The 24,923-nt window shown below is 68.8% G+C and carries 26 protein-coding genes and 1 tRNA gene; 15 read left to right on the top strand and 12 right to left on the bottom strand.

The window, feature by feature from the left end; all coding sequences use genetic code 11:
- The first annotated feature begins 39 nt into the window (after positions 1 to 39).
- On the top strand, positions 40 to 573 hold the full coding sequence (locus Hbl1158_RS09850; RefSeq protein WP_234297076.1) for a universal stress protein: 534 nt from the start codon (positions 40 to 42) through the stop codon (positions 571 to 573).
- Positions 574 to 672: 99 nt separating this feature from the next.
- Here the strand turns inward: Hbl1158_RS09850 and Hbl1158_RS09845 are convergent, their stop codons facing one another.
- The gene (locus tag Hbl1158_RS09845; RefSeq protein ID WP_234297075.1) at positions 673 to 1,929 is read right to left on the bottom strand and encodes an MFS transporter; all 1,257 of its coding nucleotides are present in this window, start codon (positions 1,927 to 1,929) and stop codon (positions 673 to 675) included.
- A gap of 132 nt (positions 1,930 to 2,061) precedes the next feature.
- On the opposite strand from Hbl1158_RS09845, the gene Hbl1158_RS09840 reads away from it, so the two are divergent.
- Positions 2,062 to 2,439 (top strand): hypothetical protein, encoded by a 378-nt coding sequence (locus Hbl1158_RS09840; protein ID WP_234297074.1) that lies wholly within the window; start codon positions 2,062 to 2,064, stop codon positions 2,437 to 2,439.
- Between the two features lie 98 nt (positions 2,440 to 2,537).
- Positions 2,538 to 3,155 (top strand): class I SAM-dependent methyltransferase, encoded by a 618-nt coding sequence (locus tag Hbl1158_RS09835; RefSeq protein WP_234297073.1) that lies wholly within the window; start codon positions 2,538 to 2,540, stop codon positions 3,153 to 3,155.
- Positions 3,156 to 3,215: 60 nt separating this feature from the next.
- On the opposite strand, the gene Hbl1158_RS09830 is transcribed toward Hbl1158_RS09835, so the two are convergent.
- On the bottom strand, positions 3,216 to 5,195 hold the full coding sequence (locus Hbl1158_RS09830) for a 3-hydroxyacyl-CoA dehydrogenase/enoyl-CoA hydratase family protein (RefSeq protein ID WP_234297072.1): 1,980 nt from the start codon (positions 5,193 to 5,195) through the stop codon (positions 3,216 to 3,218).
- A gap of 135 nt (positions 5,196 to 5,330) precedes the next feature.
- On the opposite strand from Hbl1158_RS09830, the gene Hbl1158_RS09825 reads away from it, so the two are divergent.
- Positions 5,331 to 5,993 carry a DNA-3-methyladenine glycosylase 2 family protein gene (locus Hbl1158_RS09825; RefSeq protein ID WP_234297071.1) on the top strand — a complete coding sequence of 221 codons (663 nt, stop codon included), beginning with the start codon at positions 5,331 to 5,333 and terminating at the stop codon, positions 5,991 to 5,993.
- An 80-nt stretch (positions 5,994 to 6,073) separates the two neighbouring features.
- Here the strand turns inward: Hbl1158_RS09825 and Hbl1158_RS09820 are convergent, their stop codons facing one another.
- From Hbl1158_RS09820 to Hbl1158_RS09810, 3 genes are all read right to left on the bottom strand, one after another.
- Entirely contained in the window at positions 6,074 to 6,685 is a 612-nt protein-coding gene (locus Hbl1158_RS09820; protein ID WP_234297070.1) for an archaellin/type IV pilin N-terminal domain-containing protein, read from the bottom strand.
- 152 nt (positions 6,686 to 6,837) lie between these two features.
- On the bottom strand, positions 6,838 to 7,047 hold the full coding sequence (locus Hbl1158_RS09815) for a DUF5786 family protein (RefSeq protein WP_234297069.1): 210 nt from the start codon (positions 7,045 to 7,047) through the stop codon (positions 6,838 to 6,840).
- A 354-nt stretch (positions 7,048 to 7,401) separates the two neighbouring features.
- Positions 7,402 to 8,760, bottom strand: a complete 1,359-nt coding sequence (locus tag Hbl1158_RS09810; protein WP_234297068.1) for a RimK family alpha-L-glutamate ligase — start codon at positions 8,758 to 8,760, stop codon at positions 7,402 to 7,404.
- Positions 8,761 to 8,810: 50 nt separating this feature from the next.
- Here Hbl1158_RS09810 and Hbl1158_RS17165 point away from each other — a divergent pair, with 50 nt between their 5' ends.
- Positions 8,811 to 8,942, top strand: a complete 132-nt coding sequence (locus tag Hbl1158_RS17165) for a hypothetical protein (RefSeq protein ID WP_255764061.1) — start codon at positions 8,811 to 8,813, stop codon at positions 8,940 to 8,942.
- A 30-nt stretch (positions 8,943 to 8,972) separates the two neighbouring features.
- Complete coding sequence (locus Hbl1158_RS09805) at positions 8,973 to 10,016, top strand: succinylglutamate desuccinylase/aspartoacylase family protein (protein ID WP_234297067.1); 1,044 nt, start codon at positions 8,973 to 8,975, stop codon at positions 10,014 to 10,016.
- Positions 10,017 to 10,058: 42 nt separating this feature from the next.
- Here the strand turns inward: Hbl1158_RS09805 and Hbl1158_RS09800 are convergent, their stop codons facing one another.
- Complete coding sequence (locus Hbl1158_RS09800; RefSeq protein ID WP_234297066.1) at positions 10,059 to 10,988, bottom strand: hypothetical protein; 930 nt, start codon at positions 10,986 to 10,988, stop codon at positions 10,059 to 10,061.
- A gap of 145 nt (positions 10,989 to 11,133) precedes the next feature.
- On the opposite strand from Hbl1158_RS09800, the gene sdhC reads away from it, so the two are divergent.
- The 5 genes from sdhC (at position 11,134) to Hbl1158_RS09775 (ending at position 15,273) form a co-directional block, all read left to right on the top strand.
- On the top strand, positions 11,134 to 11,562 hold the full coding sequence (sdhC, locus tag Hbl1158_RS09795) for a succinate dehydrogenase, cytochrome b556 subunit (RefSeq protein ID WP_234297065.1): 429 nt from the start codon (positions 11,134 to 11,136) through the stop codon (positions 11,560 to 11,562).
- Positions 11,562 to 11,933, top strand: coding sequence for a succinate dehydrogenase hydrophobic membrane anchor subunit (locus Hbl1158_RS09790; RefSeq protein WP_234297064.1), 372 nt, complete (start codon positions 11,562 to 11,564; stop codon positions 11,931 to 11,933). Before sdhC ends, Hbl1158_RS09790 begins: the two co-directional genes overlap by 1 nt.
- Before the next feature lie 2 nt (positions 11,934 to 11,935).
- Entirely contained in the window at positions 11,936 to 12,841 is a 906-nt protein-coding gene (locus Hbl1158_RS09785; protein WP_234297063.1) for a succinate dehydrogenase/fumarate reductase iron-sulfur subunit, read from the top strand.
- A 119-nt stretch (positions 12,842 to 12,960) separates the two neighbouring features.
- On the top strand, positions 12,961 to 14,814 hold the full coding sequence (locus tag Hbl1158_RS09780) for an FAD-binding protein (protein WP_234297062.1): 1,854 nt from the start codon (positions 12,961 to 12,963) through the stop codon (positions 14,812 to 14,814).
- A gap of 213 nt (positions 14,815 to 15,027) precedes the next feature.
- Positions 15,028 to 15,273, top strand: coding sequence for a TrmB family transcriptional regulator (locus Hbl1158_RS09775; protein ID WP_234297061.1), 246 nt, complete (start codon positions 15,028 to 15,030; stop codon positions 15,271 to 15,273).
- Positions 15,274 to 15,366: 93 nt separating this feature from the next.
- Here the strand turns inward: Hbl1158_RS09775 and Hbl1158_RS09770 are convergent, their stop codons facing one another.
- The 4 genes from Hbl1158_RS09770 to Hbl1158_RS09755 all read right to left on the bottom strand — a co-directional run bounded on the left by Hbl1158_RS09770 (position 15,367) and on the right by Hbl1158_RS09755 (position 20,334).
- The gene (locus Hbl1158_RS09770; RefSeq protein ID WP_234299511.1) at positions 15,367 to 16,080 is read right to left on the bottom strand and encodes an ABC transporter ATP-binding protein; all 714 of its coding nucleotides are present in this window, start codon (positions 16,078 to 16,080) and stop codon (positions 15,367 to 15,369) included.
- Between the two features lie 578 nt (positions 16,081 to 16,658).
- Positions 16,659 to 17,561 (bottom strand): ABC transporter ATP-binding protein, encoded by a 903-nt coding sequence (locus Hbl1158_RS09765; protein ID WP_234297060.1) that lies wholly within the window; start codon positions 17,559 to 17,561, stop codon positions 16,659 to 16,661.
- Positions 17,558 to 19,231, bottom strand: coding sequence for a branched-chain amino acid ABC transporter permease (locus Hbl1158_RS09760; RefSeq protein ID WP_234297059.1), 1,674 nt, complete (start codon positions 19,229 to 19,231; stop codon positions 17,558 to 17,560). The genes Hbl1158_RS09765 and Hbl1158_RS09760 overlap by 4 nt, the downstream gene beginning before the upstream one ends.
- Positions 19,228 to 20,334: a branched-chain amino acid ABC transporter permease gene (locus Hbl1158_RS09755; protein WP_234297058.1), complete on the bottom strand. Its 1,107-nt coding sequence runs from the start codon at positions 20,332 to 20,334 to the stop codon at positions 19,228 to 19,230. The genes Hbl1158_RS09760 and Hbl1158_RS09755 overlap by 4 nt, the downstream gene beginning before the upstream one ends.
- Positions 20,335 to 20,573: 239 nt before the next feature.
- On the opposite strand from Hbl1158_RS09755, the gene Hbl1158_RS09750 reads away from it, so the two are divergent.
- Positions 20,574 to 21,128, top strand: coding sequence for a GNAT family N-acetyltransferase (locus Hbl1158_RS09750; RefSeq protein ID WP_234297057.1), 555 nt, complete (start codon positions 20,574 to 20,576; stop codon positions 21,126 to 21,128).
- A gap of 39 nt (positions 21,129 to 21,167) precedes the next feature.
- Positions 21,168 to 21,241, top strand: a tRNA-Thr gene (locus Hbl1158_RS09745).
- A 76-nt stretch (positions 21,242 to 21,317) separates the two neighbouring features.
- Here Hbl1158_RS09745 and Hbl1158_RS09740 read toward each other — a convergent pair.
- On the bottom strand, positions 21,318 to 22,259 hold the full coding sequence (locus tag Hbl1158_RS09740) for a DNA adenine methylase (RefSeq protein ID WP_234297056.1): 942 nt from the start codon (positions 22,257 to 22,259) through the stop codon (positions 21,318 to 21,320).
- 745 nt (positions 22,260 to 23,004) lie between these two features.
- On the opposite strand from Hbl1158_RS09740, the gene Hbl1158_RS09735 reads away from it, so the two are divergent.
- Together Hbl1158_RS09735 and msrA are read left to right on the top strand one after the other, a co-directional pair.
- On the top strand, positions 23,005 to 23,379 hold the full coding sequence (locus Hbl1158_RS09735; RefSeq protein ID WP_234297055.1) for a CHY zinc finger protein: 375 nt from the start codon (positions 23,005 to 23,007) through the stop codon (positions 23,377 to 23,379).
- Between the two features lie 142 nt (positions 23,380 to 23,521).
- Positions 23,522 to 24,070 carry a peptide-methionine (S)-S-oxide reductase MsrA gene (gene msrA, locus Hbl1158_RS09730; protein ID WP_234297054.1) on the top strand — a complete coding sequence of 183 codons (549 nt, stop codon included), beginning with the start codon at positions 23,522 to 23,524 and terminating at the stop codon, positions 24,068 to 24,070.
- A 247-nt stretch (positions 24,071 to 24,317) separates the two neighbouring features.
- Here the strand turns inward: msrA and sod are convergent, their stop codons facing one another.
- On the bottom strand, positions 24,318 to 24,917 hold the full coding sequence (gene sod / locus Hbl1158_RS09725; protein ID WP_234297053.1) for a superoxide dismutase: 600 nt from the start codon (positions 24,915 to 24,917) through the stop codon (positions 24,318 to 24,320).
- Between the last annotated feature and the right edge of the window lie 6 nt (positions 24,918 to 24,923).

The raw sequence follows: 24,923 nt of genomic DNA, 5'->3' as shown, positions 1-24,923 counted from the left end.
GACCGCTTTTACCGCATCGCACGGTAGCGTGTGGCACGAATGTACGAGGACATCCTGCTGGCGACGAACGGCGGCGTCGCGTCGATTCGCGCCACGGAGCACGCGCTGGAGCTGGCGGCCGACCGCGCGCGCCTGCTCGACGACCTCGACGTGGCCGTCGAGCGCGAGGCGACGCTGCACGCGCTGTTCGTCGTCGACGAGGCGGCGATCACGACCTACTCGGGCGACGAGTACGTCGACGGCCACGAGGGGCCCGAGTACGGCTTCGAGGAACTCGGTCGGGAAACCCTCGCAGACGTGCGCGACCGGGCGGGCGGTGCCGGTGGCGCGGGCGTGAACGTCGAGACGTACCTCCGTCACGGCCGCCCCCACGAGACGATCCTCGATGTCGCCGACGAGGTCGACGCCGACCTCGTCGTCGCCGGGAGCCAGCGCCGCCCGGACGAGTACCGGAGCCTCGTCGGTAGCGTCACAGAGAAGATCGTCCGGCTGATCGAACGGCCCGTGCTCGTCGTGAAGACGCCGGTCGACGAGGCGGGCGATCCGATCGCGTCCGGAGAGCCGATCGCGTGACCGGCGGTTCCGCGGCCGATCGCCGCCCCGTCACCGCTTCCGTTCCTCGCGCCATCGCTTCCGTTCTCCGAATCCCCGCTTCCGTTCCTCGCGCCATCGCTACCACTCCCCGAGCGCGTTCGCGCCGTGGAAGCGCCACAACACCCCGAGGAACGTGAGCGCCCCGAGCACAGCGAATCCGCCGCCGAGGTAGAACACCGAGCCCATCCCCACGTTGCCCATGAGCCAGCCGCCGACGACCGGCGCGATCACCGAACCCGGCCGCCAGACCAACTCGCGAATCCCGAAGCTGGAGGCGACGCCGTCGCCGTCGCTGCCCTCGTCGGCGAACAGGGCCATGCTCGCCGGCTCGCGGAAGCTGTCGGCGATCCCCAGCCCGCAGTTGAGCGCGACCAACGGGAGGAACGCCGCCGACACCGCGCCGACGATCGGGTACGACTCGGGGAGCCCGAGGGCGCTGCCGACCCGCGGCGTGAACGGCACGACGATCGCGACGAGTCCGTACGCGCCCCCGCCGGCGAACACGAACAGCGCCCGGCCGGCCGAGTCCGACAGCCGACCCGTGAGCGGCTGGAGGACCATGTTGGTGAACTTCTCGGAGACGGTGATCACGGCGACCGCGAACGCGGGGTACGCGAGGCCGCCGTTGACGGCCGCGTAGCCGGCGAAGAAGGGGATCCAGTTGCGGACCAGCGTGACGGCGACGGCGTACTGGGCTCTGAAGGAGGTGAGCGTGAGGATTCGCCGGTTGACGGCGAGGTCGGCGAAGGGGAACCCCGAGATCCGGGTGTCGTCCGCGGAAAGCAACATCGCAGTCGCGCCGAAGGTGAGGACGTACAGCCCGGATATCAGGAGGAACACCTCCCGAGCGCCCCCGAAGAAGTCGTACAGGTACCCGGCCGAGAGCCCGCCGAGGATCGACGCCGCGAACGCCGCCGCGTTCGCCCGCCCGATCCGGTTCGCACGGGTGCCGCGGGCGGCGAGTTCGCCGACGAGTCCCAACGTCATGAGCCCCATCCCGGTGAAGACGATCCCCTGTGCCGCGCGAACCGCGAGCAACCCCGGCTCGGTCGTGACGAAGCCGAACGCCGCGTAGGTCGCGATCCCGACGAAGAGCGTCCCGAGCAGGACGATCCGCTTGTCGTAGCGGTCACCGGCCCACGCGAGCGGCACGACCATGACGGTCTGTGCGAGCGTGAACACGGTGTAGAACAGTCCCGCACCGACGCCCTCGATGCCGAGGGTGGCCGCGAGCTTCGGGAACAGGACCACGAGCGCGATGCTGCCGAAGCCGCCCGCGAACCGCGAGAGGTACAGCGTCCAGAACTGGAGGCGAGAGGGCTCAGAGTCGCTCACGTCTCCGGATTCGCCGGTGCATTCAAATGACCATCGAACCGGCACGGCGTCGTCCGGAGAACGGTCAAAACTGGGAGGAGACCGCCGGAAACGGTCGTCACGCTTATGCCGGCGACCACGCTTATACGATAAGTGAGTACACGCCGACCGCCGCAGGTGCTCCCGGACGAGATCCTCGTCGAGGCGGAGCACCGCGGCCGGCCAGTAGTCGTCGCCGGGCCCCCGGCGGCTCTGGGCGCGGACGCCTCGCCCCTCGCGGACTGCGTCGCCGGCGACGACGCTCCCTGCTCGACCTTCTTCCGCGGCTTCACCACCACCTCGATGGAGGGGCGAGCCAGCCGATGGGACCTCCCGATCGCCCACGAGGTGTGGGGCCCCCGCGACGACTGGGTGTCGTTCACCACCGAGCAGTCGTTTCTCGGTGGCCCCGACGATCCCGAGGCGGTCGTCGAGACCGTGCGAGCGCTTGTCGAGCGCCTTCGCGAACTCGAGTCGCGCGCGGAGGCGTAGGCGTCGCCGGTGCGGTAGGCGTCGCGGTCGCGGTAGGCGTCGCGGTCGGTATCGCTCGACTCCGCGGAACGTTTATCCTCGGAGGTCGTCCCTCGCGTATGGATCCCGAGGAGGTTCGCGCCGACTGGGCCGACCGCGAGGGGGAGTTCTCCCCGCGGTACTACGCCGCGAAGGGCCCGGACGAGACCAGCGAGTCGATCCGGGCGGCCGTGGAGTTCTACGCCGGCGACGACGCCCGCGTGCTCGAGGTCGGGTGCGGCTCCGGCCGCCACCTCGAACGGCTCCGGCGCGACGGCCTCGACCGCCTCGCCGGCGTCGACATCAACGACGAGTCGTTCGACGTGATGGGAGAGTTCTTCCCCGACCTCGCCGATGTCGGGACGTTCCACACGGGGGCGATCGAGGCGGTGCTCCCGGAGTTCGACGACGACGCCTTCGACGTCGTCTATTCGGTCGAGACGCTCCAGCACGTCCACCCCGACGACACGTGGGTGTTCGAGGAGGTGGTTCGCGTCTGCTCGGACCTGCTGATCACCGTCGAGAACGAGGGGAACGGCGCGCGCCGCGGCCGCGACGGCAACGAGGTGAGCTACGTCAACGGGGAGTTCCCGCTGTATCACCGCGACTGGAAGGCGGTGTTCTCGGAGTTGGGTACCGTGCAGGTGACCAGAGAGCCCAGCGACCGCGACACCTTCCGGGCGTTCCGGATCGTTTGACCCGACGGCGTCGCCGACGGGGACGCGAGGGCCTCGTTGTTCGCGAGACTCTGGTCCCGCTTACTTGCCTTCGAACTCGGGTTCCTCGTCGGACATGAACGCCATCACGCCCTCCATCACGTCGTCCGTGCTCATCAGCTGACCGAACGCCTGTGCCTCGATCTCCAGGCCGGCGTCGGTGTCGTCGCGCCCGGCGAGCATCGCGCGTTTCGTGTACCGCTGGGCCACCGGCGGTCCCGCGGCCAGGTCTTTCGCCAGTTCCATCGCGCGATCCTTCAGTTCGCCGTTCTCGACGACCTCGTTGACGAAGCCGTACCGTTCCATCGTCTCCGCGTCGTAGCGCTCGGCGGTGAAGATGATCTCCTTGGCGCGACCCTCGCCGACGATCCCGCGGAGCCGCTGGGTGCCGCCCCAGCCGGGCATGATCCCGATGTTGAATTCGGGCTGGGCGAACTCCGAGCGCTCGGAGGCCACCCGCATGTCGGCGCAGGTCGCGAACTCCATGCCGCCGCCGAGGCAGTAGCCGTCGATGCCGGCGACGACGGGCACGTCGGCCGCCTCGAACTTCCCGAAGGTGGCCTGCCCCTTCCGCGACAGCTCGACGGTCTCGATCGGGTCGCCGCCGCCGGCGGCCATCGTCTGCACGTCGGCCCCCGCGGAGAAGGCCCGTTCGCCCGCGCCGGTGACCAGCACCGCGCGGACCTCCTCGTCGCCGTCGAGGGCGTCGATCGCCTCGCTCAGTTCCTCGAGGAGTTCGCCGGAGATGGTGTTCATCCGGTGGGGCCGGTCGAGTTCGATGTGGCCGACCCGCCCGTCGCGCTCGACGGCGATCGTCTCGAACTCGCGGTCGTCGCCGTGGGCGTCGGTGTCGCCGCCGCGGAAGCCCTCACCAGACGCCGCGAGATCGCGGAGGTACTCGACGGCCTCGTAGCGCTCGGCTCCGGTCTCCTCGTGCCGTTCGTCGAGCGTCTCGACCAGGGTGTCGAGGCCGGCGGCGTCGGCCATCTTCGCGGGGCCGTCCGGGAAGCCCGCGCCGAGCTTCACCGCCTGATCGATGTCGGCGGCGTCGGCGACGTCGGTACCGATCAGGCCCGCGACTTCGTTGGCCATGACCGCGAGCAGGGCGTTCTTGACCCCCTCGTCGGCCTCGTCGGAGGGAACGTCCGCGCCGGGGCCGTCCTCGTAGTCGTAGAAGCCCTTCCCGGTCTTTTTGCCGAGGTTCTCGTTTTCGACCTTCTCGGTGAGTAGCGGACACGGCTCGTAGGCGTCGCCGAGCACCTCGTGCATGTACTCGAGCACGTGGACGCCCACGTCGATGCCGACCTGGTCGGCCAGCTCGAAGCTCCCCATCGGGAGCCCCATGTCGTACTTCGTCGTGGAGTCGATCTCCGCGACGGTCGCCTCGCCCTCGTGGACGAGCCACGCGGCCTCGTTCATCAGCGGGACGAGCACGCGGTTGACGATGAAGCCCGGCGAGTCCTTGCGGACGCGCACCGGCGTCTTGCCCATCCGTTCGGCCACGTCCTCGACCATATCCATCGTCTCCGCCGACGTGTGCGCCCCGGAAATGACCTCGACGAGTTGCATACGCACCGGCGGATTGAAGAAGTGCATCCCGCAGAAGCGCTCCTCGCGCTCGGTCACCTCCGACAGCTCCGTGATCGAGAGGCTCGACGTGTTCGAGGCGAACACCGCGCGGTCGGGCGCGAACTCCTCGACCTCGGCGTACACGTCCTTCTTGATGTCCATCTTCTCGGGCACCGCCTCGATCACCAGGTCGGCGTCGGCGACGGCGTCCTCGACAGGGACGACCGCCGAGACGCGCTCCAACGCCGCGTCGGCTTCGTCCTCGGAGATCTGGTCTTTCTCCGCGAGCTTCCCGAGCGACCACTCGATCTGGTCGTAGCCGTTCTGGACGAACTCCTCGTTGATGTCCCGCATGTTCACGTCGAAGCCCGCCAGCGCGGCCACCTCAGCGATCCCGTGGCCCATGTTTCCGGCTCCGAGCACAGCCACCGTCTCTACGTCATCAACGTCCATGTCCAAAGCGTCGCAACGCCCCCGATTCAACGTTTCCCTCCGTCCCGACGCCAACACGTCGCCCGTTTCCCGGAGTTCCCGTTGCCCGCGGTCGTCGCCGAAAGCCGTTTCTCGCCCGGGTCCCCAGAGACGGCCATGCCAGTCGACTCCGACGCCGAGGCGTTCGCCGACCTCGACCCGGCCGACCGCGAGGCGCTCGATGCGCTCCGCGGCGACGACCTCCTCGGCCCGGTCGTGGAGCGACACGGTCCGCTGACGATCGACCCCGCGAGCGACCCCTTCGAGCGACTCGTCGTCTCGATCCTCCGCCAGCAGGTGTCGATGGCCTCCGCGGCGGCGACGCGCGAGCGCCTGTTCGACGCGGTCGAGGTGACGCCCGAGGGCCTGCTCGCGGCCGAGGAGTCGACGCTGAAGGACGCCGGCCTCTCCAGGCAGAAGACCCGGTACGTCCGCAACGTCGCCGAGGCGTTCGCGGAGAACGGCTGGGACCGCGAGGCGTTCGCGGCGATGACCGACGACGAGGTGCGCGAGGAACTCACCGCGATCACCGGCGTCGGTGCGTGGACCGCGAACATGCAGCTGCTGTTCTCGCTTGCGCGCCCCGACGTGTTCCCCGTCGGCGACCTCGGGATCCGAAAGGGAATGACGACGCTGTACGACCGCGAGATGAGCCGGTCCGAGATGGTCGAGGAGGCCCGGCGATGGGCCCCCTACCGGAGCTACGCCTCGCTGTACCTGTGGCGCGCGAAGGAGGACATCGCCGAGAGCGTCGACGAGGTCGTGGACGGCTCGGCGTAGCCGACGGCGGGCCGTCGCGCCGTCCTCGGCACGGACGCGTCGCTGTCGGGGGAAAACGTGAGAGAAGAGGGAGCGCCGGCTTACAGCTCGACGGCTTCCTTCTGGTCCAGCGACTCGGGGACGCTGAACCTGATCTGCGTCGTCGCGCCGGCCATCGTGTTGATCTTGACCGTCACCTCGTCGCCCTCCTGTAGGTTCGTGCCGCCCGTGATCGTGTCGACCTCGAAGACGAGGTTCAGCCGATCGTCGGGGTCGTTGAGGACGTTGTCGCTGCCCGCGGCGTTCTTCACCGGGTAGTAGGAGTACTCGTCGCTCTCCAGCCCGGCGGCGAGACTGTCGTACGTTCCGCTGGAGTTCGCCTGCAACTGATAGGTGCCCGTCGGCCCGATCCAGGTCACGGTCGCGTTGTGGACGTCGATCTCGCCGGCACCCGGTGCCTGCGTGACCGTCACGTTCACGACGTCGACCTCGTCACCGGTGACGTTGCCGACGGTCGCGACCTCCTGGAGGCGGTCGCTGACCTGCTTGCTGCTCTGTTGTCCCGTTTCCTGTGACTTGGACTGGAGGAAGCCGGCGGTGTTGATCAGGACGCCGGCGGCGATCGCCGCCACCAGCACCATCGCGATGAACACGATGAGCGTCCCGATCCCCACTTGCCCGCGCTCCTCCTCGTCCGTGATGAACTCGAACACTGTGTTTGCTCCCACCCGTTCGCGTCGAACGAACCGGGCGTGTCTCCAACGGCGACGTAGCGGATGATATACCTTGGCCGCCAGTTTTCAGAACAGATAGCCAAGTGTGGTCCGAGCGTCGGCTTCCGTCTCGACCGAACGGAGTCCGCCGATCAGGCGGCGTCCGCGTCGGCGTCCTCGTCGTCCTCGTCTTTCATCTCCTGAAGCTGGGAGACGAGGTCGTCGGTCGAGGCACCGGCCTCGAAGCTCGCACGGCCGTCGTGGTCGTTCTCGTGGGCGTCGACGGTCGATCCGTCGCCCGCCTCGCCGCCGTCGTTCTGTTGACGTTCCTGCTCGGACTCGTCGTAGCTCCCAAAGCCCATACCGAGACCCGCGCGGCCGAGAGGGAAAAAGCGTCCGGACCCGAGCGCCGCGACCCATGCCGATCGGGGCTCGGGGCGAACGCGCCCCCGGTCCGGGGCCGTCCGGCGTCTCGCCCCAACCCGTTCGCGTCGGTCCGTCCGTCGGGGCTGGCCGGTTCGGAACGCCGATCGCAGGACCGGTTCGCGCCCGCGTCCGACGGGCCGCCACAGCCGATCGCGACACGGGCGATCGGTCCACACGTCGTCGTTCCGGTTCGGAGCCACCGCCGGAGGGAGTTAAAACCCGCGTGCGCCGTTCGTTCCGCGAGAACTCACTTTCCGGTTCCTTCCGTCTGACTCACTCCTCCGTCCGACTCACTCTTCCGTTCCCTCTTCCTCCTCCTCGTCGCGCTCGCCGGCCGCGCCCTCGTCGGCGCGTCGGCCCACGTCGACGCGGTAGTGCTGGAGGATGTCGCGGCCGAGCAGCAGGGGATACTCCATGTGCGAGCGGTCCTCGACGCTGGCGGTGACGGTGTGCTGCTCGCCCCCGATGCCGACGACGAGGTCGACGACGGGGCGGGCCTTCCCGGACTTCATCGACCCGGACTTGACCCGGGTCATGCTCTTGATCGGCCCGGCACCGATCCGCGCGGCCAGCTTCGTGTCGATCGACGAGCGCGTCGCCCCGGTGTCGGACTTGGCGTACGCCTGCGTCGACCCCTGCGTTCCGGCGACGTGCACGTCCTCGATGTACCCGATGATCGGCGTCTCGCCGTCGTTGATGCGCCGCTCGGGGGGCATGCACGCCGGCGTCGAGTCGTCGAGCGTCGACGCGAGTTTGGCGACGCGGTCGTCGTCCACGCTCCCGCCGGCGCGCTCGATCGCGAGCCGGGCGATGTGCGGCGCGGGCGACCGACCGGTCGCCGCGAACAGGCCCTTGAACCCCGCGGTGGGGTTGACCTCCAACACGTACCAGCCGTCGTACCCCTCGACGAGGTCGACGCCGGCGTAATCGAGCCCGATCGTCTCGGTGGCGGCGAGGGCCATCTCGCGGGCCTCGTCGTCGAGCGAGTCGGCCGCGTCCTCCACGTCGCCGCCGAGCGCGACGTTGGTGCGCCAGTCGCCCTCGGGCGCGTAGCGGTTCATCGCGCCGACGATCTCGTCGCCGACGACGTAGACGCGGGTGTCGTGGTGGCGCGCGTCGTCGCGGTCGATCAGCTGCTGGAGGAACGCCTGACGGTTGCCGACCATCGGGTTCACCGGCTCGGTGAGGTCGACCTTCCAGGTGCCGCCGCCGTGGGTGCCGATGGCCGTCTTGTACACGCCCTCCTCGCCGAAGCGGTCGCGGTCGCGGTTCAGCCGGTCGTTCGACAGCGCCAGCAGGGCGTCGGGGACGCGTACCCCCGCCTCCGCCAGCGCGACCGCGGAGGCGAACTTGTGCATCGCCGTCAGCACGGCGGAGGGGTCGTTGAGGATCGGACGCGCGCGACCGAACGTGTGCGCCAGCCCGAGCCCCTCGGCCGGCTGTTCGACGTTCGAGAGGAGCATCCGGTTGGCGACCACGTCGACGTCCGGTTCGATCGTGACCGCTCCCCCGTCGACGGAGACGGCGGCGTTCTCGCGGCGGATCCACTCCGGCTCGTGGCCGAGTGCCTCGATCGCGTTGCAGATGGCCTTCGACTCCTTGCTCGTGTGTAGCGAGAGGACGCCGACGCGGACGGGTGATTCGGTCATGGTGGTATGACTCGGTGGTCCGGTGAAAGTGTCTCGGTCCGTCCGAGGGCGTGAGAGAGCGGGTCTCGCACGCGCGGGAGGTGGCCGACGACGCGCGGGAGGTGGCCGACGACGCGTGGGGGGCCGACGGCGACTCAGACGCGGATCCGGGCGCGATCGTCACGGTCGCCGCCGAGGGGTAGTTTATCACCGCGGGCCGCCCACCGCTCGACATGACCGACGACGACTCCTTCACCTACGACGGGGGACGGGTCGCCCCCGGCGAACGACAGAACCTCCGGTTCGTGGTGTCGGAGACCTACCTCGGCGACCCGGTCCGGATCCCGGTGACGATCGTCAACGGCGAGGAGCCGGGGCCGACGGCGTTCCTCTCTGCGGCCGCCCACGGCGACGAACTCAACGGCATCGAGGTGGTCCGCGAGGTCGCCCACGAGTGGGACCTCTCGGGGCTTCGCGGCACAGTGATCTGCCTGCCCGTGTTGAACGTCCCGGGCTTCCTCGCCCAGCAGCGCTACCTCCCGGTGTACGACCGCGACCTGAACCGCTCGTTCCCCGGCTCGGCCGACTCCACCAGCGCCAAGCGGATGGCCGCGCGCATCTACGCGAACTTCATCGAGCCGTGCGACCTCGGAATCGACTTCCACACGTCGACGCGGGGGCGAACCAACATGATCCACGCCCGCGCCGACATGGGCGATCCGGCCGTCGGTCGCCTCGCACGCGCCTACGGCACGAACGTCATCATCGACAGCGAGGGCTCCTCGGGCATGCTTCGTACCGAGGCGAGCGCCGACGGCGTCGCCGCGATCACAGTCGAGATGGGCGAGGCGCACCGCTTCCAGCGCCCGCTCATCGACGAGGCCTTGGCGGGCGTCCGCTCGGTGTTCGCGGAGTACGGACTCCTCGACGCCGAGCGGGTCCGGTGGCCGGGGTGGCGCACGGTCATCACCGACGAGCGCGAGAAGACCTGGCTGCGCGCCGACGCCGGCGGGATCGTCGACATGCACTTCGAACGCGGGTCGCTGGTCCACGAGGGGGACGCCGTCTGCACGATCACGAACCCGTTCAAAAACGACAACAGCTCCGTGGAGGCACCGTTCACCGGCCTGCTCGTCGGCGTGCTCGAGAACCCGGTCGTCTACCCCGGGAACCCGCTGTGTCACCTCGTCGAGTTGGACGAGCGGACGCGGCGCGTGGTCGAGATGACCCAGAGCCCGCCGAGCCCCCCGACGCGACCGTCGCGTCGGGGGACGTGAGGACAGCGGGGACGCGTTCCCCCGCGATCGGTGGTGTTGAACCTACCAGCGCAGCGTCAGATCCGGATCGACGATCGGCGTCGCGGCTCGGTCGTCGCCGACGCGGACGCCGTCGGGCGGCCGAAACGCCACCGCGCCGTCCTCGCGGTCGATGGGCTCCCACGACAGCGCGACGGCGAACCGCTCCCAGGCGTCGTCCGTGCCCGCCGCGGCGAGCAGGTCGTGGAGGCGGGGGGCGTCCGTCCGGCCGAACAGCGGGTGTGACACGCGCCCGCGACCGCAGGTGTCACACACCAGCGACGCGAGCGCCGGGTACCCGGCGTTGCAGGCGGGACAGACGCCGTCGTTCGGGTGCTCGTGGGAGTCACAGCGGTCCAGCCGGCGGTGTACGTCCCCGCCGCATTCGACGCAGAGCCCGTCGAACATCGACCAGAGGCGACGCTCGAACAGCCGGTGTGCGCGCACGAACAGCTCGTCGGGCTCTCGACCCCCGACAGTCGCCGGCGGCACCGCGATCCCGGTCAGCGTCCCCTCCGGACAGCCCTCTCCGAACAGCCCGGCGCAGTCGGTGCACGTCGTGTACAGGTGGTGGTCGCCGTAGACGACGCGGACCGACGCACCGCACAGCGGACACTCCCGGTCGAGCGTCGTCGGCGACAGCGACGCGTCCCCGGAGACCGCACCGCGCTCCAACAAGCGGATCGCCTCGCGCCCGGGTTCGCGGAGGCGGTAGCCGCCGGGGACCTGCTCGACGAACCGGCCGGTGAGCTTGCCGAGGTGGTAGCTGAACTTCCCGCTGTCCTCCTCGTCGACGGCGCGTCGGAGGTCGCTGTACGCCATCGCCTCGGCCGCCGGCCCGGCGTCGCGTGCGTGGTCGGCGAGCGAACGGAGGATAGACAGTCTGAGTCCGTCGCCGAGGAACGAGAACGCCGCCTCGGCGTCCTCCGGTCCGAAGCCGGGATGATGACTCACACCCGAAAATTCACCCCCTTCGACATAAAAACTCATCTATGGGCGAGTCCCACCGACTCGACCCGGCGGAACGCCCCGATCTCGGTCGGCTGTGCGAGAGCGTCACGTAACTACTATACCACCGTGGAACCGAGCCACGGTACGTATGAGCCAGTCGTATGACAGGGGCCTCGTCGAGGACTTCGGCCGGTGGCGGGAGTTCTCGGCCGGGATGTGGGCCTGGGTGTTCCACAAGTTCACGGGCTGGGTGCTCGTGGGCTACCTGTTCACCCACATCGCGGTGTTGAGTACCGCCATCTCCGCGGCCGGGCAGGCGCAGTCGACCATCGCCAGCGAGAGCGACGTGTACACGATGGTCATCCAGAACCTGGAGAGCCTGCTGGTCGTCAGAATCCTCGAGGTCGGTCTGCTTGCCGTGGCCGTCTTCCACATCCTGAACGGCTGTCGGCTGCTGCTGGTCGACCTGGGAATCGGCCTCGACAGTCAGGACAAGAGCTTCTACGCGTCGCTCGTGTTGACGGGGGCCATCGTCGTCGCGTCGGTGCCGACGTTCCTCGCGGGGGTGTTCGGCTGATGGCCGAGCGCTACTCCTCGTTCGAGCGAGGCGGTCGCCGGTGGCTGTGGCAGCGCATCACCGCCGCGTTCCTCGTGGTGGTGCTCGCGTTCCACTTCTTCCTGCTGCACTTCGTCAATCACGCCGACGAGGTGACGTTCGCGCTGTCGAGCGCGCGCATGCAGGACCTCACCTACTACTCGCTGATGGTGTTGTTCCTGATCACCGCGACGTTCCACGGCGTCAACGGCGTCTACAACGCGCTGGTCAATCAGGGCCTCACCGGCACGAAGAAGCGGGTCGTCAAGTACACGCTGATCGCGGCGAGCCTGGTGCTCGTCGTGCAGGGGATCCGCACCGCGAACGCCTGGGCGGGGTTCCCCACCTTCTGACAATGAGCACGCAAGTTCCGGAGACCGAGACGGAGACGGAGGCCGACGAGGAGACCGGCGTCGAGCACGAGGAGTCGCTCGCGCCCGCACAGCAGGAGCGAATGCGCAAGAAGGCGGAGGGTCGCGCCGACCGCGAGGAGCGCGCCCGTCGAGAGGCCGAAGAGCGCGCGAACGCCGAGGAGGACACCTACCACCTCAAGGTGTTCCGCTTCGACCCCGAGGTCGAGGGGAAACAGGAGCCGCGCTTCGACGACTTCCACGTCCCCTTCGAGAAGGGGATGACCGTCCTCGACGCGCTCATCCACGCGCGGGACACGTTCGACTCCTCGCTCACGTTCCGACACTCCTGTCGGCAGGCGATCTGCGGGTCGGACGCGCTGTTCATCAACGGTCGCCAGCGCCTCGGCTGTAAGACGCAGCTGTCGGACCTGGACCAGCCGGTTCGCGTCGAGCCGCTTCCGCACGCGGACGTGGAGAAGGACCTCGTCGTCGACATGGAGCACTTCTACGAGCAGATGGAGGCCGTCGAGCCGTACTTCGACGCCGACGAGCTTCCGGACGGCGAACTGGAGGAGCAGCGCCAGACGCGAGAAAACCGCGAGAAGGTGAAGATGTCCACGCGCTGTATCTGGTGTGGCGCGTGCATGTCCTCGTGCAACGTCGCCGCCGGCGACAACGAGTATCTCGGCCCCGCCGCGATCAACAAGGCGTACCGGTTCGCCATGGACGAGCGCGAGGGCGAGAACCGGAAGCAACAGCGGCTGAACATCCTCGAACAGGAACACGGGGTCTGGCGGTGTCAGACCCAGTTCTCGTGCACAGAGGTGTGCCCGAAGGACATCCCGCTGACCGAGCACATTCAGGAGCTCAAGCGGGAGGCCGTCAAGAACAACCTCAAGTTCTGGTAGGGACGACCCCGCCAGCACTCGATTGAAGTAGACCGAACCCCAAGCGGGATCCACGACGGCCGACGGGGAACGGCGACCGCGCGGACGAACGGAACACGCGACACACAACACACGACACAATGTACGAACACGACGTCATCGTGGTCGGCGCAGGCGGCGCGGGACTCCGCGCGGCCATCGCCGCCCAAGAGGAAGGCGCGGACGTGGCGATCGTCTCGAAGCTCCACCCGGTGCGCAGCCACACCGGGGCCGCGGAGGGCGGCATCAACGCGGCCCTGCGCGAGGGGGACTCGTGGGAGGACCACGCATACGACACGATGAAGGGGTCGGACTACCTCGGCGACGCCCCCGCCATCGAGACGCTCTGCAAGGACTCGCCGAAGGAGGTCATCCAGCTCGAACACTGGGGGATGGCGTTCTCCCGCGAGGAGGACGGCCGCGTCTCTCAGCGCCCGTTCGGCGGGCTCTCGTTCCCGCGGACCACCTACGCGGGCGCGGAGACGGGCCACCAGCTGCTCCACACGATGTACGAGCAGCTCGTCAAGCGCGGCGTCACCGTCTACGACGAGTGGTACGTCTCGGACCTGGCGGTTACTGACGAGGAGCGTCCCGAGGACCGCACCTGCCACGGCGTCGTCGCCTACGACATTCAGACCGGCGAGCTGTCCGGCTTCCGGGCGAAGGAGGGCGTCATCCTCGCGACCGGCGGCCTCGGACAGGTGTTCGATCACACCACCAACGCCGTCGCCAACACCGGCGACGGGGTGGCGATGGCCTACCGCGCGGGCGTCCCGATCGAGGACATGGAGTTCATCCAGTTCCACCCGACGAGCCTGCCCAGCACGGGCGTGCTCATCTCCGAGGGCGTCCGCGGCGAGGGCGGGATCCTCTACAACGCCGAGGGCGAGCGGTTCATGTACGAGTACGGCTACGCGAGCAACGACGGGGAGCTCGCCTCCCGCGACGTCGTCGCCCGCGCGGAGCTGAACGAGGTGGGCGAGGGACGCGGCATCGACGACGAGTACGTCCACCTCGACATGCGCCACCTCGGCGACGAACGCATCGTCGACCGGCTGGAGAACATCCTCCACCTCGCCAAGGACTTCGAGGGCGTCGACGGCCTGGAGGAGCCGATGCCGGTCAAGCCCGGCCAGCACTACGCGATGGGCGGGATCGAGACCGACGAGAACGGCGAGACGTGTATCGGCGGGCTGTACGCCGCCGGCGAGTGCGCCTGCGCCTCGGTGCACGGATCGAACCGCCTCGGCGGCAACGCGCTCCCGGAGCTCATCGTCTTCGGCAAGCGCGCCGGCGCACACGCCGCCGGCAAGGACCTCGGCACCGCCGAGATCGAGACCGGCCAGCGCGGCGAGTACGAACCCGGCGAGATCGACACTCCCGTCCGGCCCGGCGAGGTCGAACCCGCCGGCGGCGAGGGCGACGCGGTCGCCGACGGCGGGGTGGCCGCCGAGACCGGCTCCGGCGACGGGCTCGACATCGTCGAGCGCGCCGTCACCCGCGAACGCGAGCGCGTGCAGTCGCTCATGGAGAAGGACGACGGCGTCCAGCACGCCGAGATCCGCTCGGACGTACAGGAGACGATGACCGAGCACGTGAACGTATTCCGCGAGGAGGATGGCCTCAAGCAGGCGCTCGAGGACATCGCGGAGGCGCGTGAGCGGTATCAGAACGTGTTCGTGAAGGACCCCTCGCGCACCTTCAACACGGACCTCATCCAGACGATCGAGACGCGCAACATCCTCGACCTGGCGGAGGCGATCACCCTGGGCGCGCTCGCGCGCGACGAGTTCCGCGGTGCCCACTGGCGCGCGGAGCACCAGGAGCGCAAGGACGACGAGTGGCTCAAACACACGATGCTGTCGTGGAACGACGGCTCGCCCGAGATCTGGTACAAGCCGGTCATCCTCGAGGGCGAGGACAAGGAGTACGAGCCGAAGATCCGCTCGTACTGATCCGGCACGACCGCGCGTCCGCGCCGCCCCGTTTCTCCCGTTCGATTCCCGTCAGGAGTCGAAACGCCGTCTGCCGACCGCTCTCTCGAACCGCCACTCGATCTCGGATCCGCGTCGTACACCGACTCGCCGCCCCGATCGCGACTGTCTCGGTTGTTTCGACGAATGTCGTACAGTAGTTTTACGTATGTCGAAGCAATCGGTGGAGACACGATGACCACGACGCACGCGGACGCAGTCGAGACGGAACCGGAGACGCCGATGACGCGGTTGCCCGACGGGGTTTCCTCCCCGCGGGCGAAGCTAGTCTACCTGTATCTCGCGACCCACGGCGCTGTGTGTGAGGAGAACCTCTGTGACGGGCTGTCGATGAAGCGGATCTCGCTGTACTCCATTCTGCGGACGCTGCGTGAGGCCGGGCACGTCGAGAAGGCCGAGGGTCGGTACGCCCTGGCGTGAGGTACGCGTCGTAAGGCCTGAGCCGGAGGGCGACGGCGACCCGGTCGTTCCGGCCACCGAGGAGTTGCAACGGCGCGCGCGACGGCGTCGCGGTCAGCCGCCGAGGAAGTCCTTGCGGACCTGTTCGTCGTTCAACAGCGCCTCGCCGGAGTCGACGTAGGCGTTCTCGCCGTTGACGAGGACGTAGCCGCGGTCGCAGCGGCCCAGCGCCTCCTTGGCGTTCTGCTCGACCATGAGCACCGCCGTCCCGTCGTCGTTGATGCGGTCGATACGGTCGAACATCTCGGCGACGAGGTCCGGCGCGAGGCCGGCGCTGGGCTCGTCGAGCAAGAGGAGATCCGGATCGAGCATGAGCGCCCGCCCCATCGCGAGCATCTGTCGTTGGCCGCCCGACATCGACCCGGCGCGCTGGTCCGAGCGCTCCCGGAGGATCGGGAAGCGGTCGTAGATCACCTCGATCTGCTCCTCGGGCACCTCGTCGAGGATGTACGCGCCCATCTCCAAGTTCTCGCGCACGGAGAGGCTCTCGAAGATGTTGTCGTTCTGCGGGACGTAGCCGATTCCCTCGTGGATGATCTCCTCGGGGTTGCGTCCGTGGATCGCCGAGCCGGCGAACTCGACGGAGCCGCCCATGTAGGTCGTCAGCCCGAACACGGACTTCATCACGGTCGACTTCCCCGCGCCGTTCGGGCCGACGATGGTGACGTACTCGCCGTCGTCCACGTCCAGGTCCACGTCCGTCAGGATCTGGAGGTCGCCGTAGCCCGCGTCGAGGTCGCGCACCTGCAGGAGGCTCTCCTCGGGCAGCGTCGCCTCGGCCGCGCGCGTCGCCGGCGCGGTCCCGCCGTCGGCGACGGGCGGACCTCGATTCGAGGCCTTCCTTCGGTCGGCCTCGCTTGTTTCGCGGGTCGTTTCACTCCCCGCTCGATTCGAGGCCTTCCTTCGGTCGGCCTCGCTTGTTTCGCGGGTCGTTTCACTCCCCGCTCGATTCGAGGCCTTCCTTCGGTCGGCCTCGCTTGTTTCGCGGGTCGTTTCACTCCCCGCTCGATTCGAGGCCTTCCTTCGGTCGGCCTCGCTTGTTTCGCGGGTCGTTTCACTCCCCGCTCGATTCGAGGCCTTCCTTCGGTCGGCCTCGCTTGTTTCGCGGGTCGTTTCACTCCCCGCTCGATTCGAGGCCTTCCTTCGGTCGGCCTCGCTTGTTTCGCGGGTCGTTTCACTCCCCGCTCGATTCGAGGCCTTCCTTCGGTCGGCCTCGCTTGTTTCGCGGGTCGTTTCACTCCCCGCTCGATTCGAGGCCTTCCTTCGGTCGGCCTCGCTTTCTCGCGGTTCGGGCTGCTCCCCGCTCGATTCACCGGAACCCTCACTCCGTTCGTGTCCCGCACCGCTCATACGTCGCCTCCGAGATACGCCTCGACGACGCGTTCGTTGCCGGTGATCTGTTCGGGAGTACCCTCCGCGAGCACCTGCCCCTGGTGCATGACGATGACGTGTTCGCAGTTGTTCATGATGACGTCCATGTCGTGTTCCACGAGCAGGAACGTGTTGCCCCGCTCGCGAAGTTCGTGGATCCGGTCGAGCAGCTTCTCCTCGAGCGTCGGATTGACGCCGGCGAGCGGTTCGTCCAGCAGCACCATCTCGGGGTCGGTCATCAGCGCGCGCGCCATCTCCAGCAGCTTGCGCTGTCCGCCCGAGAGGGTGCCCGCGTACTCGTCGGCGAGGTGATCGATCTCGAAGAACTCCAGCTGCTGCCAGGCCCGCTCCAGCAGCTCCTCCTCCTCGCGAACGACGCGGTCGCGCAGCCCCGGCAACACCGAGTGGATCAGACGCTCGCCGGTCTGTCCCTGCCGCGCGAGCATCATGTTCTCGAGGACGGTCATTTCGGGCAGCTCGCGAGCGATCTGGAACGTCCGCACGAGCCCCTGCTGGGCGACCCGATGGGGGGACATTCCGGTGATGTCCTGCCCGCGGAACGTCACGGTCCCCGAGGTCGGCGTGTGGACGCCCGTGATGCAGTTGAACGTCGTCGACTTGCCCGCGCCGTTCGGGCCGATGAGTCCCGTCAGCGACCCCTCGGCGACCGAGAAACTCGCGCCGTCGACGGCTTTGATCCCGCCGAACGTCTTGTGGAGGTCCTCCACGACCAGCGGGTGGGCGGCGTCGGCGGCGACGCGCCCGGCCCCCGCGGCGTCGACCTCCTCGCCGTCCGTCGTCTCCGTCGGCGTCGCGTCTCCCGTCGCCGGATCGGCGTCGACGTTGGCGTCAGTATCGGAGTCGGCGTCGGCGCTCATTGTTCACCCCCGTCGGTCGCGGCGTCGTCGCCGGCGGACGGACGCCCCAGCGAGATCGCAGCGGCCTCCTCCTTGCGGTGGCCCAGCAGCCCCTCGGGGCGCGTCTGCATCAGCAACACGAGGATGACGCCCACCAGGATGAATCGCAGCGCCGAGACGTTGTCGAGCAGGAACGCGAGGAACGGGAGCACCTCGCCCTCGACGAACGGCGCGACCGCGCCCGGGAAGGTGCTCGGCGTGTCTCCGAACTCGACGTAGTTGGTGACGACTCGGCGGACGTACACGGGCCCCTCCCAGATCGCGCCGGCGAACAGCGCGCCGCCGAGCACGCTTCCGGTGTTGGACCCGGCCCCGCCGATGATGAGCGCGACCCAGATGTAGAAGGTGATGATCGGCCGGAACGCGCCCGGGTTGGTGAACCCCTGGCTCCCCTGCCAGAGGATGCCGCCCAGCCCCATCAGCCCGCAGCCGACCATGAACGCGACGATCTTGAACCGCCGGGTGTCCTTGCCGAGCGACTGCGCGACGATCTCGTCCTCGCGGATCGCCTTGAGGACGCGCCCGAACGGGGAGTTGCCCGTGCGGGCCAGCAGGACGTAAAACAGCGCGACGAACCCGGTCAACACGACCACGTACGCCCAGTTGCTGATGACCGACGGCTGGATAGCGAGATCCAGCGTGAACGCCGGCAGCGGAACGATCCCGAGCCACGACGACCCCGGCGGGATCAGTTCGATCCGGAGCCCCTCGAACAGCGGGAACAGCACCGACCCGAGCAGCGCGGGTTCCGCGCCCGCGCCGAACCCGTCGTAAAACAGGAGGCGAAGCGGGTTGCCGGGCATCGTTATCCCGGTCGCGCCGCCGGTGCCGGTCACGCGACTCGTCAGCGACACGCCCCCCTCGAGGCTCACCCACGGCACCGAGAACTCCTGGAGCGCCCGGGAGTTGAGCGTCAGGCGGATGATCTCCGAGAGCGCGACGGTGACGATCGCGAAGTAGTCGGCGCGCAGTCGCAGCGCCGGCAGCGCTGCGACCAGTCCGACGAGCGCGGCCGCGAGCACGCCGCCGGCGATTCCGATCGGGAGGGGCAGCCCCAACCCCGGGACGGACGCGGCCCCGCCCTCCGTCGGCGAGGACAGGATCGCCATCACGTACACGCCGACGGCCATGAATCCGGCGACGCCGATGTTGAACACCCCGGCGTACCCCCAATGGAGGTTGAGCGCCAACACCATCATCGCGTAGACGGCGGTGAAGAAGAACACCGACGCGAGCGCGCCCATCAGCCCGTTGAACGGCAGACCGAGCGCGACCGCGAACACGAAGAACACGACGACGACGTGGCCCAGGACGATGAGCAGTTTGTCCGTGTCCGAGTCCATCCAGCGGTCCTCGAGCCATGTCACGTACGGCTCGGCGGGCGGGGCCGTCGCGGCGTACAACACCCCGACCGTGATCGTCAGATAGAGGAACCAGATGAGGCTCCCGCCCAGCGGGAGCGTGCCGAGGTCGAAGCCGGCCACGAGCGCGAACACCACGGCCCCCACGAGCAGGTGGCCCAGCGCGGTACCCCACGCGACCGCGCCGCCCTCGGCCCACCGGTCGCGGAACCACTCGCGGTACGGCGTCCAGCCGGGGACCTCGCGGTCGCCGTCGGCGACGACGCTCACGCGGTCGTCACCCCCGAGAACAGCCCGTCGGGCTTCACGAGCAACACGACGATCATCACCGCGAACGCCGCGACCGTGGAGAACTCGCTCGGAAGCCACACCAGCGAGAGACTCTGTGCGAGCCCCATGGTGATCCCGCCGAACATCGCCCCGTAGATCGACCCGATGCCGCCGAGGATGACCGCCGCGAAGATGAGCAACAGGAGGATCCACCCGAACTGGAAGTTCATCGCGCCGCGCTCCAGCGCGATGAGGAAGCCGCCCGCGCCGGCCAGCCCGCCGCCGATGATCCACGTGAAGCGGACGACCCGCTCGGTCGGGATGCCGGTGACGCGCGCGAGGTCCTCGTTGTCCGCCATCGCCCGCATCGCCTTTCCGAGCTTCGTCGTCTGGAGCAGGAAGTGGACGCCGAGCATCAGCGCGGCCGCGACGACGACGAGCGTCATCTCGTGGCCGCCGATCTCCAGCGACCCGGCCCCGATCGCGATCGCGAACTCCGGAACCGACTGCGCGTCGGTGAGGCCGCGCGTGCGCTGTCCGAAGACGATGTAGATGCTGTATCGGAGCGCGAGCGCGACGCCGATCGACGCGATCAACAGCGTGATCCCTCCCTCGTCGCGCATCGGCCGATAGACGAGTCGGTCGATGACGAGCGAGAGGACGATCGTCGCGACCGCCGCCACGGCCAGCCCGACGATGATCGCGAGCGGGGTCTCGAGCATCGAGACGCCGAGCTCCCGCGTCGACACCGACCCGATGAAAAGCAGCGTCGAGAGGTCGAACTGTCCGACGCCGGCGACCACCCACGTGGCGGCCCAGCCGGCGAACGCGCCGGAGGTGACGTAGTCGCCGTGGCCGAAGTTCGCGAAGTTCAGAATGCTGTACGTCATCGAGAGCCCCACGCCCGCGACTCCGATCGACAGGCCGACGACGAGGCCGTCCCACAGATACGTGGCAAGGCGAATGCCCGTGAGCCCGCCCGGCGTCGCCACCTGTCTGATCACGTCGAGAAACAGGAGCGCGACGACCGTCAGCGCGGCGAGCGCGAACGGTCGGTCCACGGCGAGTGCCCTCCCGCGTGTGTACGTTTCGCTGATGCCCATTGTTGGTACTTCTCACGGGTTCGGGGTCACCGAACACACTTAACGCTTCGCTCACGCCGCCGTACGGCGTCGGGAGTCCGACAGGAACCTCCCAGCCGTCACGTCCACGACCCGTTCGCCGCCGGATCTTCGACCGAATCGCCAGCGATCGCTTCGAACCGCGGGACGATGACGGGAGGACGTCCGTCTGCGTCACTCACGTGCACAAACGCCAAGCCGGTCGACGCACACGATCGGATGTGACGGGAGGCTTCGAGGATCCGGGGGAACGCGCCGGCGACGAGGCGGTCGCCGTCCGCGAGGGAGAGATGGACGACGCGGACGCGGTCGCGGACCTCTGGGTCGCGCTCGCGGAGGGCCAGCGGATCCACGGGACGACGCTCCGCGGGGAGGAGAACCGGGCCGCCGCCCGCGAGGCCGCCGCCCGCGCGGTCGTCACGGGCGGCCTGTTCGTCGCCCACGTCGCCGGCGATGTCGCCGCCGGCGGCCCCGACTCGGCGCGAGAGCGCGGCGTCGTCGGCTTTCTCACCTGCGGGATCGAGACCGGCGGCTACGAGCGGACGCTCCGCCGGGGGGTCGTCCACAACCTCTACGTCCGACCGGCGTACCGCGGCGACGGCGTCGGTTCGCGACTGCTCGCCCGCGGGGAGGCGGCGCTGGTCGACGCCGGCGCGGACGCGGTCGCGCTGGAGGCGATGGCGGACAACGAGCGCGCGCGGCGGTTCTACCGACGAAACGGCTACGAACCCCACCGCGTCGAGTTACAGAAGCGCGTCGAGGACGCGAAGCGATAGCGATTAACCGGAGGACACAGTATCCTCGCGGTGCCCCGCGCCGGGGGAGCATGGGCGGTGCATGCACTCGACTTGTAATCGAGACTTCGCGGGTTCGAATCCCGCCCCCGGCTGTTCTGGACGAGCGAAGCGAGGCCGAACAGCACCCGGAAGGGGTTCGAAGCCGTCCGGATCGCCCCCGATCCCGTCTCAGAAGTCGGCGATCGACGCCTGCCCCGGCGACTCCGACCGCTCCTCCTCGGGGACGTTCGTCGCGATGATCTCGTCGACCTCGCCGCGTGCGGTCTCGTCGCTGTTGATGCTGCGCGTCGCGCCCTCCCTCGTCACGTCGAACCCGGCCTCGCGGTAGCGCTCGAACGTCACGCCGCTGTTCGAGAGGACGACGTTCACGCCCCGCTCGTCCAACTCGGACGCCACCCGGAGGAGGCGTTCCTGATCGTCGCGATCGAACCCCTCGGCGCTGTACTCCGCGAAGTCGGCCGTCGCGGACATCGGCTCGTAGGGCGGATCGACGTACACCAGGTCGCCCTCCGCGGCGGCGTCGAGGACGTACTCGAAGTCCTCGTTTCGGATCTCGGTCCGCGCGAGCGCGTCGCTCGCCTCGCGGATCCGATCGGCCTGGACCCAGTCCGGGTCGGCGTACCGTCCGATGGGGACGTTGAAGCCGCCGTCGCTGTTCTCGCGGTAGAGGCCGTTGTAACACGTCCGGTTCAGGTACACCAGCAGCGCCGCCTCCTCGATCCGCGACCGCTCGTCGTCGGGCCACGTCTCGTCGGCGTATGCCCGTCGGTTGAACCGCGCGCGCTGCTGGTAGAAGTACTGGTCGACCGACCTGTCCTTCCAGTCCTCGGCGGCGAACGCGAGCTCCGGATCCGGGTCGCTCTCCGGGTCGTCGAACGCGGCGAGTCGGTCGGCGAGTTCCTCGGGTCGGTCGCGAATCACTCGATAGCAGTTGACGAGCCGCGGATTCGTGTCGTTGACCGTTCCGCCCCGGGGCTCCATGTCGAAGAAGACCGCGCCGCCGCCGAGGAACGGCTCGTGATACTCCGCGAACTCCGAGGGGAAGCGGGCGTAGATCTCCTCGAGCAGTTGGCGCTTGCCGCCGGCCCACTTCAACACGGGATCCGCCATTAGGGGTGGCTCGCCGCCTGCGACCAATAAGCTATCCCGTTCGGAACTCGCTCGTCGATCCCACGGGCGATCGATCGGTCGGAAGCCCGGTCAAAGAATCGGAAGGCGGACGACGGGGGCGTCGTCCGCGGAGGCGAAACCGGAGTCGGGGGAGGCCGCGCTCGGTGGCGCGGCCGGGTCGGGGTGTGATGCGACGGGCGGTCGGGAGCCGCCCGGACAGGCCGCTGCGCCCCGATCGACCCGCGACCGCGGTGTGAGACACCGAAGCGGGGTCGCGTCGGGGTCACTCGCGTCGAGGGCGGCGACGGACCCTCGTCGGCGAGCGATGGATACGTCACGGGGGCCGAGTATTGTTATCCGTCGGGTATACCGGATGAGACCCCCGGAATCGTCAGGGGCGATCGGTCGGCGCTGGGAGTGACGACTCTGCCGGAGGCGTCGGTGACGACGGAACTGGGTGCTGCGGTCGGTCGCGAGCGCGCCGCCGACGGCCTCCCGAACGACTGTCCATGAAGATCGGGATCGATCCACCCGGCGATCGCGCTCGCGAGCATCGTGCGTGAGGGGACGCGTCGACGTAGTAAACCGGACGGTAACGGTCGCCGACCGCCATCGCCATTCGTGGGGGTGTCGCCGGCGACGATATCAGGTCGTGGGTCAGCGGTGACGGTTCCGAGTCGTGGGTCGCCGGCGAGGGTCCCGAGTTGTCCGAACGATTTTGTCGGCTCGACCCGCCGATCCGGTCGTGGAACGGATAGTTCACGGCACGCTCGTTCGGGGCGTCGACGTCGACTCGGCGACGCGATGTGCCCACTACGACGGCCCGCGCGACGTGATCGCGCTCCGGTTCGGCTGCTGTGAGTCGTTCGTCCCGTGTTCGGCGTGTCACGACGCGGTCGCCGACCATCCCGCCGAGCCGTGGCCGCGAGAGCGGTTCGACGAGCCGGCGGTGCTGTGTGGCGGCTGCGGCGAGCGCCTCTCGGTCCGGGCGTATCTCGACTGCGGGTTCGCGTGTCCGGCGTGCGGGATCGAGTTCAATCCCGGCTGTGCGTCCCACTACGACCGCTACTTCGAGGGCGTCGAGCCGCGGAGGTCGAGGGAGTCGACGACAGACGGCTGACGCCGCCGGCGACGCGGAGCACCGGCACATCAGTTCGGCGAACGGAAGAGCGACCCGCCGTGGGTTACGACCCGTCACCCGAGCCCCTCGACGAGGAGTTGACGGCGGTAGCCTTACGCCCGGCAAGCGCCTTCGATCAGGTATGAGCCACACCGAGACCGCGACGTTCGGCGGCGGGTGCTTCTGGTGCACCGAGGCGGCGTTCAAGCAGATCGAGGGCGTCCGGACCGTGACCTCCGGCTACGCCGGCGGACACGTCGAGAACCCCAGCTACGAGGCCGTGTGCCGCGAGGAGACGGGCCACGCGGAGGTGACGCGCGTCGAGTTCGATCCCGAGGTCGTCACCTACGCGGACCTGCTGGGCGTGTTCTTCGCCGTCCACGACCCGACGACGCTGAACCGAGAGGGCCCGGACGTGGGCACCCAGTACCGCTCGATCGTGTTGTACGAGAGCGACGAGCAGCGCGAGACCGTCGAGGGGTTCGTCGACGAGCTCGAGGCCGAGGGCGCGTACGACGACGAGATCGTCACCGAGATCGAACCCCTGGAGGTCTTCTACGAGGCGGAGGAGTACCACCAGGACTACTACGAGAAGAACCCCTCGGACAGCTACTGCACGTTCAACGCCGAGCCGAAGATCCGCAAGGTCCGCGAGAAGTTCGCCGACCTCGCGCGCAAGCACGAGGCCTGAGACGGAGCGGACGCGGCCGCGGACCAATCGCGGCGAGATCGGCGCGTCCCGGAGGAACGACCCCACCTCCGTCCGAGAGGGACGAATCGCCCTCGGTCCGGCGCTTGTCCGCGAGAGTCTCGCCGCTCACGAGAGCTGAACGGCGAAGGGGAACCGGGCCGGCCGACGGCGAACGGTCCGTGCCCACGGTCGGTCGTCTCGGCCGGCAGACGGGTCGTGTGACGGCTCGACCGCGGCGCGGTCGACTCTACTCGAAGAGCTGGACGGCCTGCTCGTAGCGGTCGCTGGGTTCGTCCCAGTCGACGACTTCGAAGAACGCGGAGACGAAGTCGCCGCGTGCGGGGCCGTAGTCGTAGTAGTAGGAGTGCTCCCACACGTCCAGCGCGAGGATCGGGTGGCCGCCCCAGATCGCGCCCTGGTCGTGCTTGTCGACGACCACGTTCCGCAGTTGGTTGCTGAAGGTGTCGTACACGAGCAGGGCCCAGCCGGAGGCGTTGCCGGCGGCGGCCTCGAACTCGCCCTTCCAGGCCTCGTAGGAGCCGAAGTCTTCTTCGATGCGGTCGGCGAGTGCACCCGACGGCTCGTCGCCGCCCTCGGGGCTCATGTTCTGCCAGAACAGGTCGTGCAGGATGTGGCCCGAGGAGTTGTGCGTCACGTCGCGGATCGCGCCCGCAGACGATGAGAAATCGCCCTCGTCTCGATTCTCTTCGAGGGTCTCCTCGGCGGAGTTCCAGCCGTTGACGTAGCCCTGGTGATGGGTGTCGTGATGCCACGTGAGCACCTGTTCGGAGATGTGCGGTTCGAGCGCGTCGTAGTCGTACGGCAGCGGATCCAGTTCGTAGCTCATGCGCAC

Origin of the sequence: Halobaculum sp. CBA1158 (genome assembly GCF_021431925.1) — an archaeon.
GTDB lineage: Archaea > Halobacteriota > Halobacteria > Halobacteriales > Haloferacaceae > Halobaculum.
This window is presented reverse-complemented; position numbering and strand designations above follow the sequence as displayed.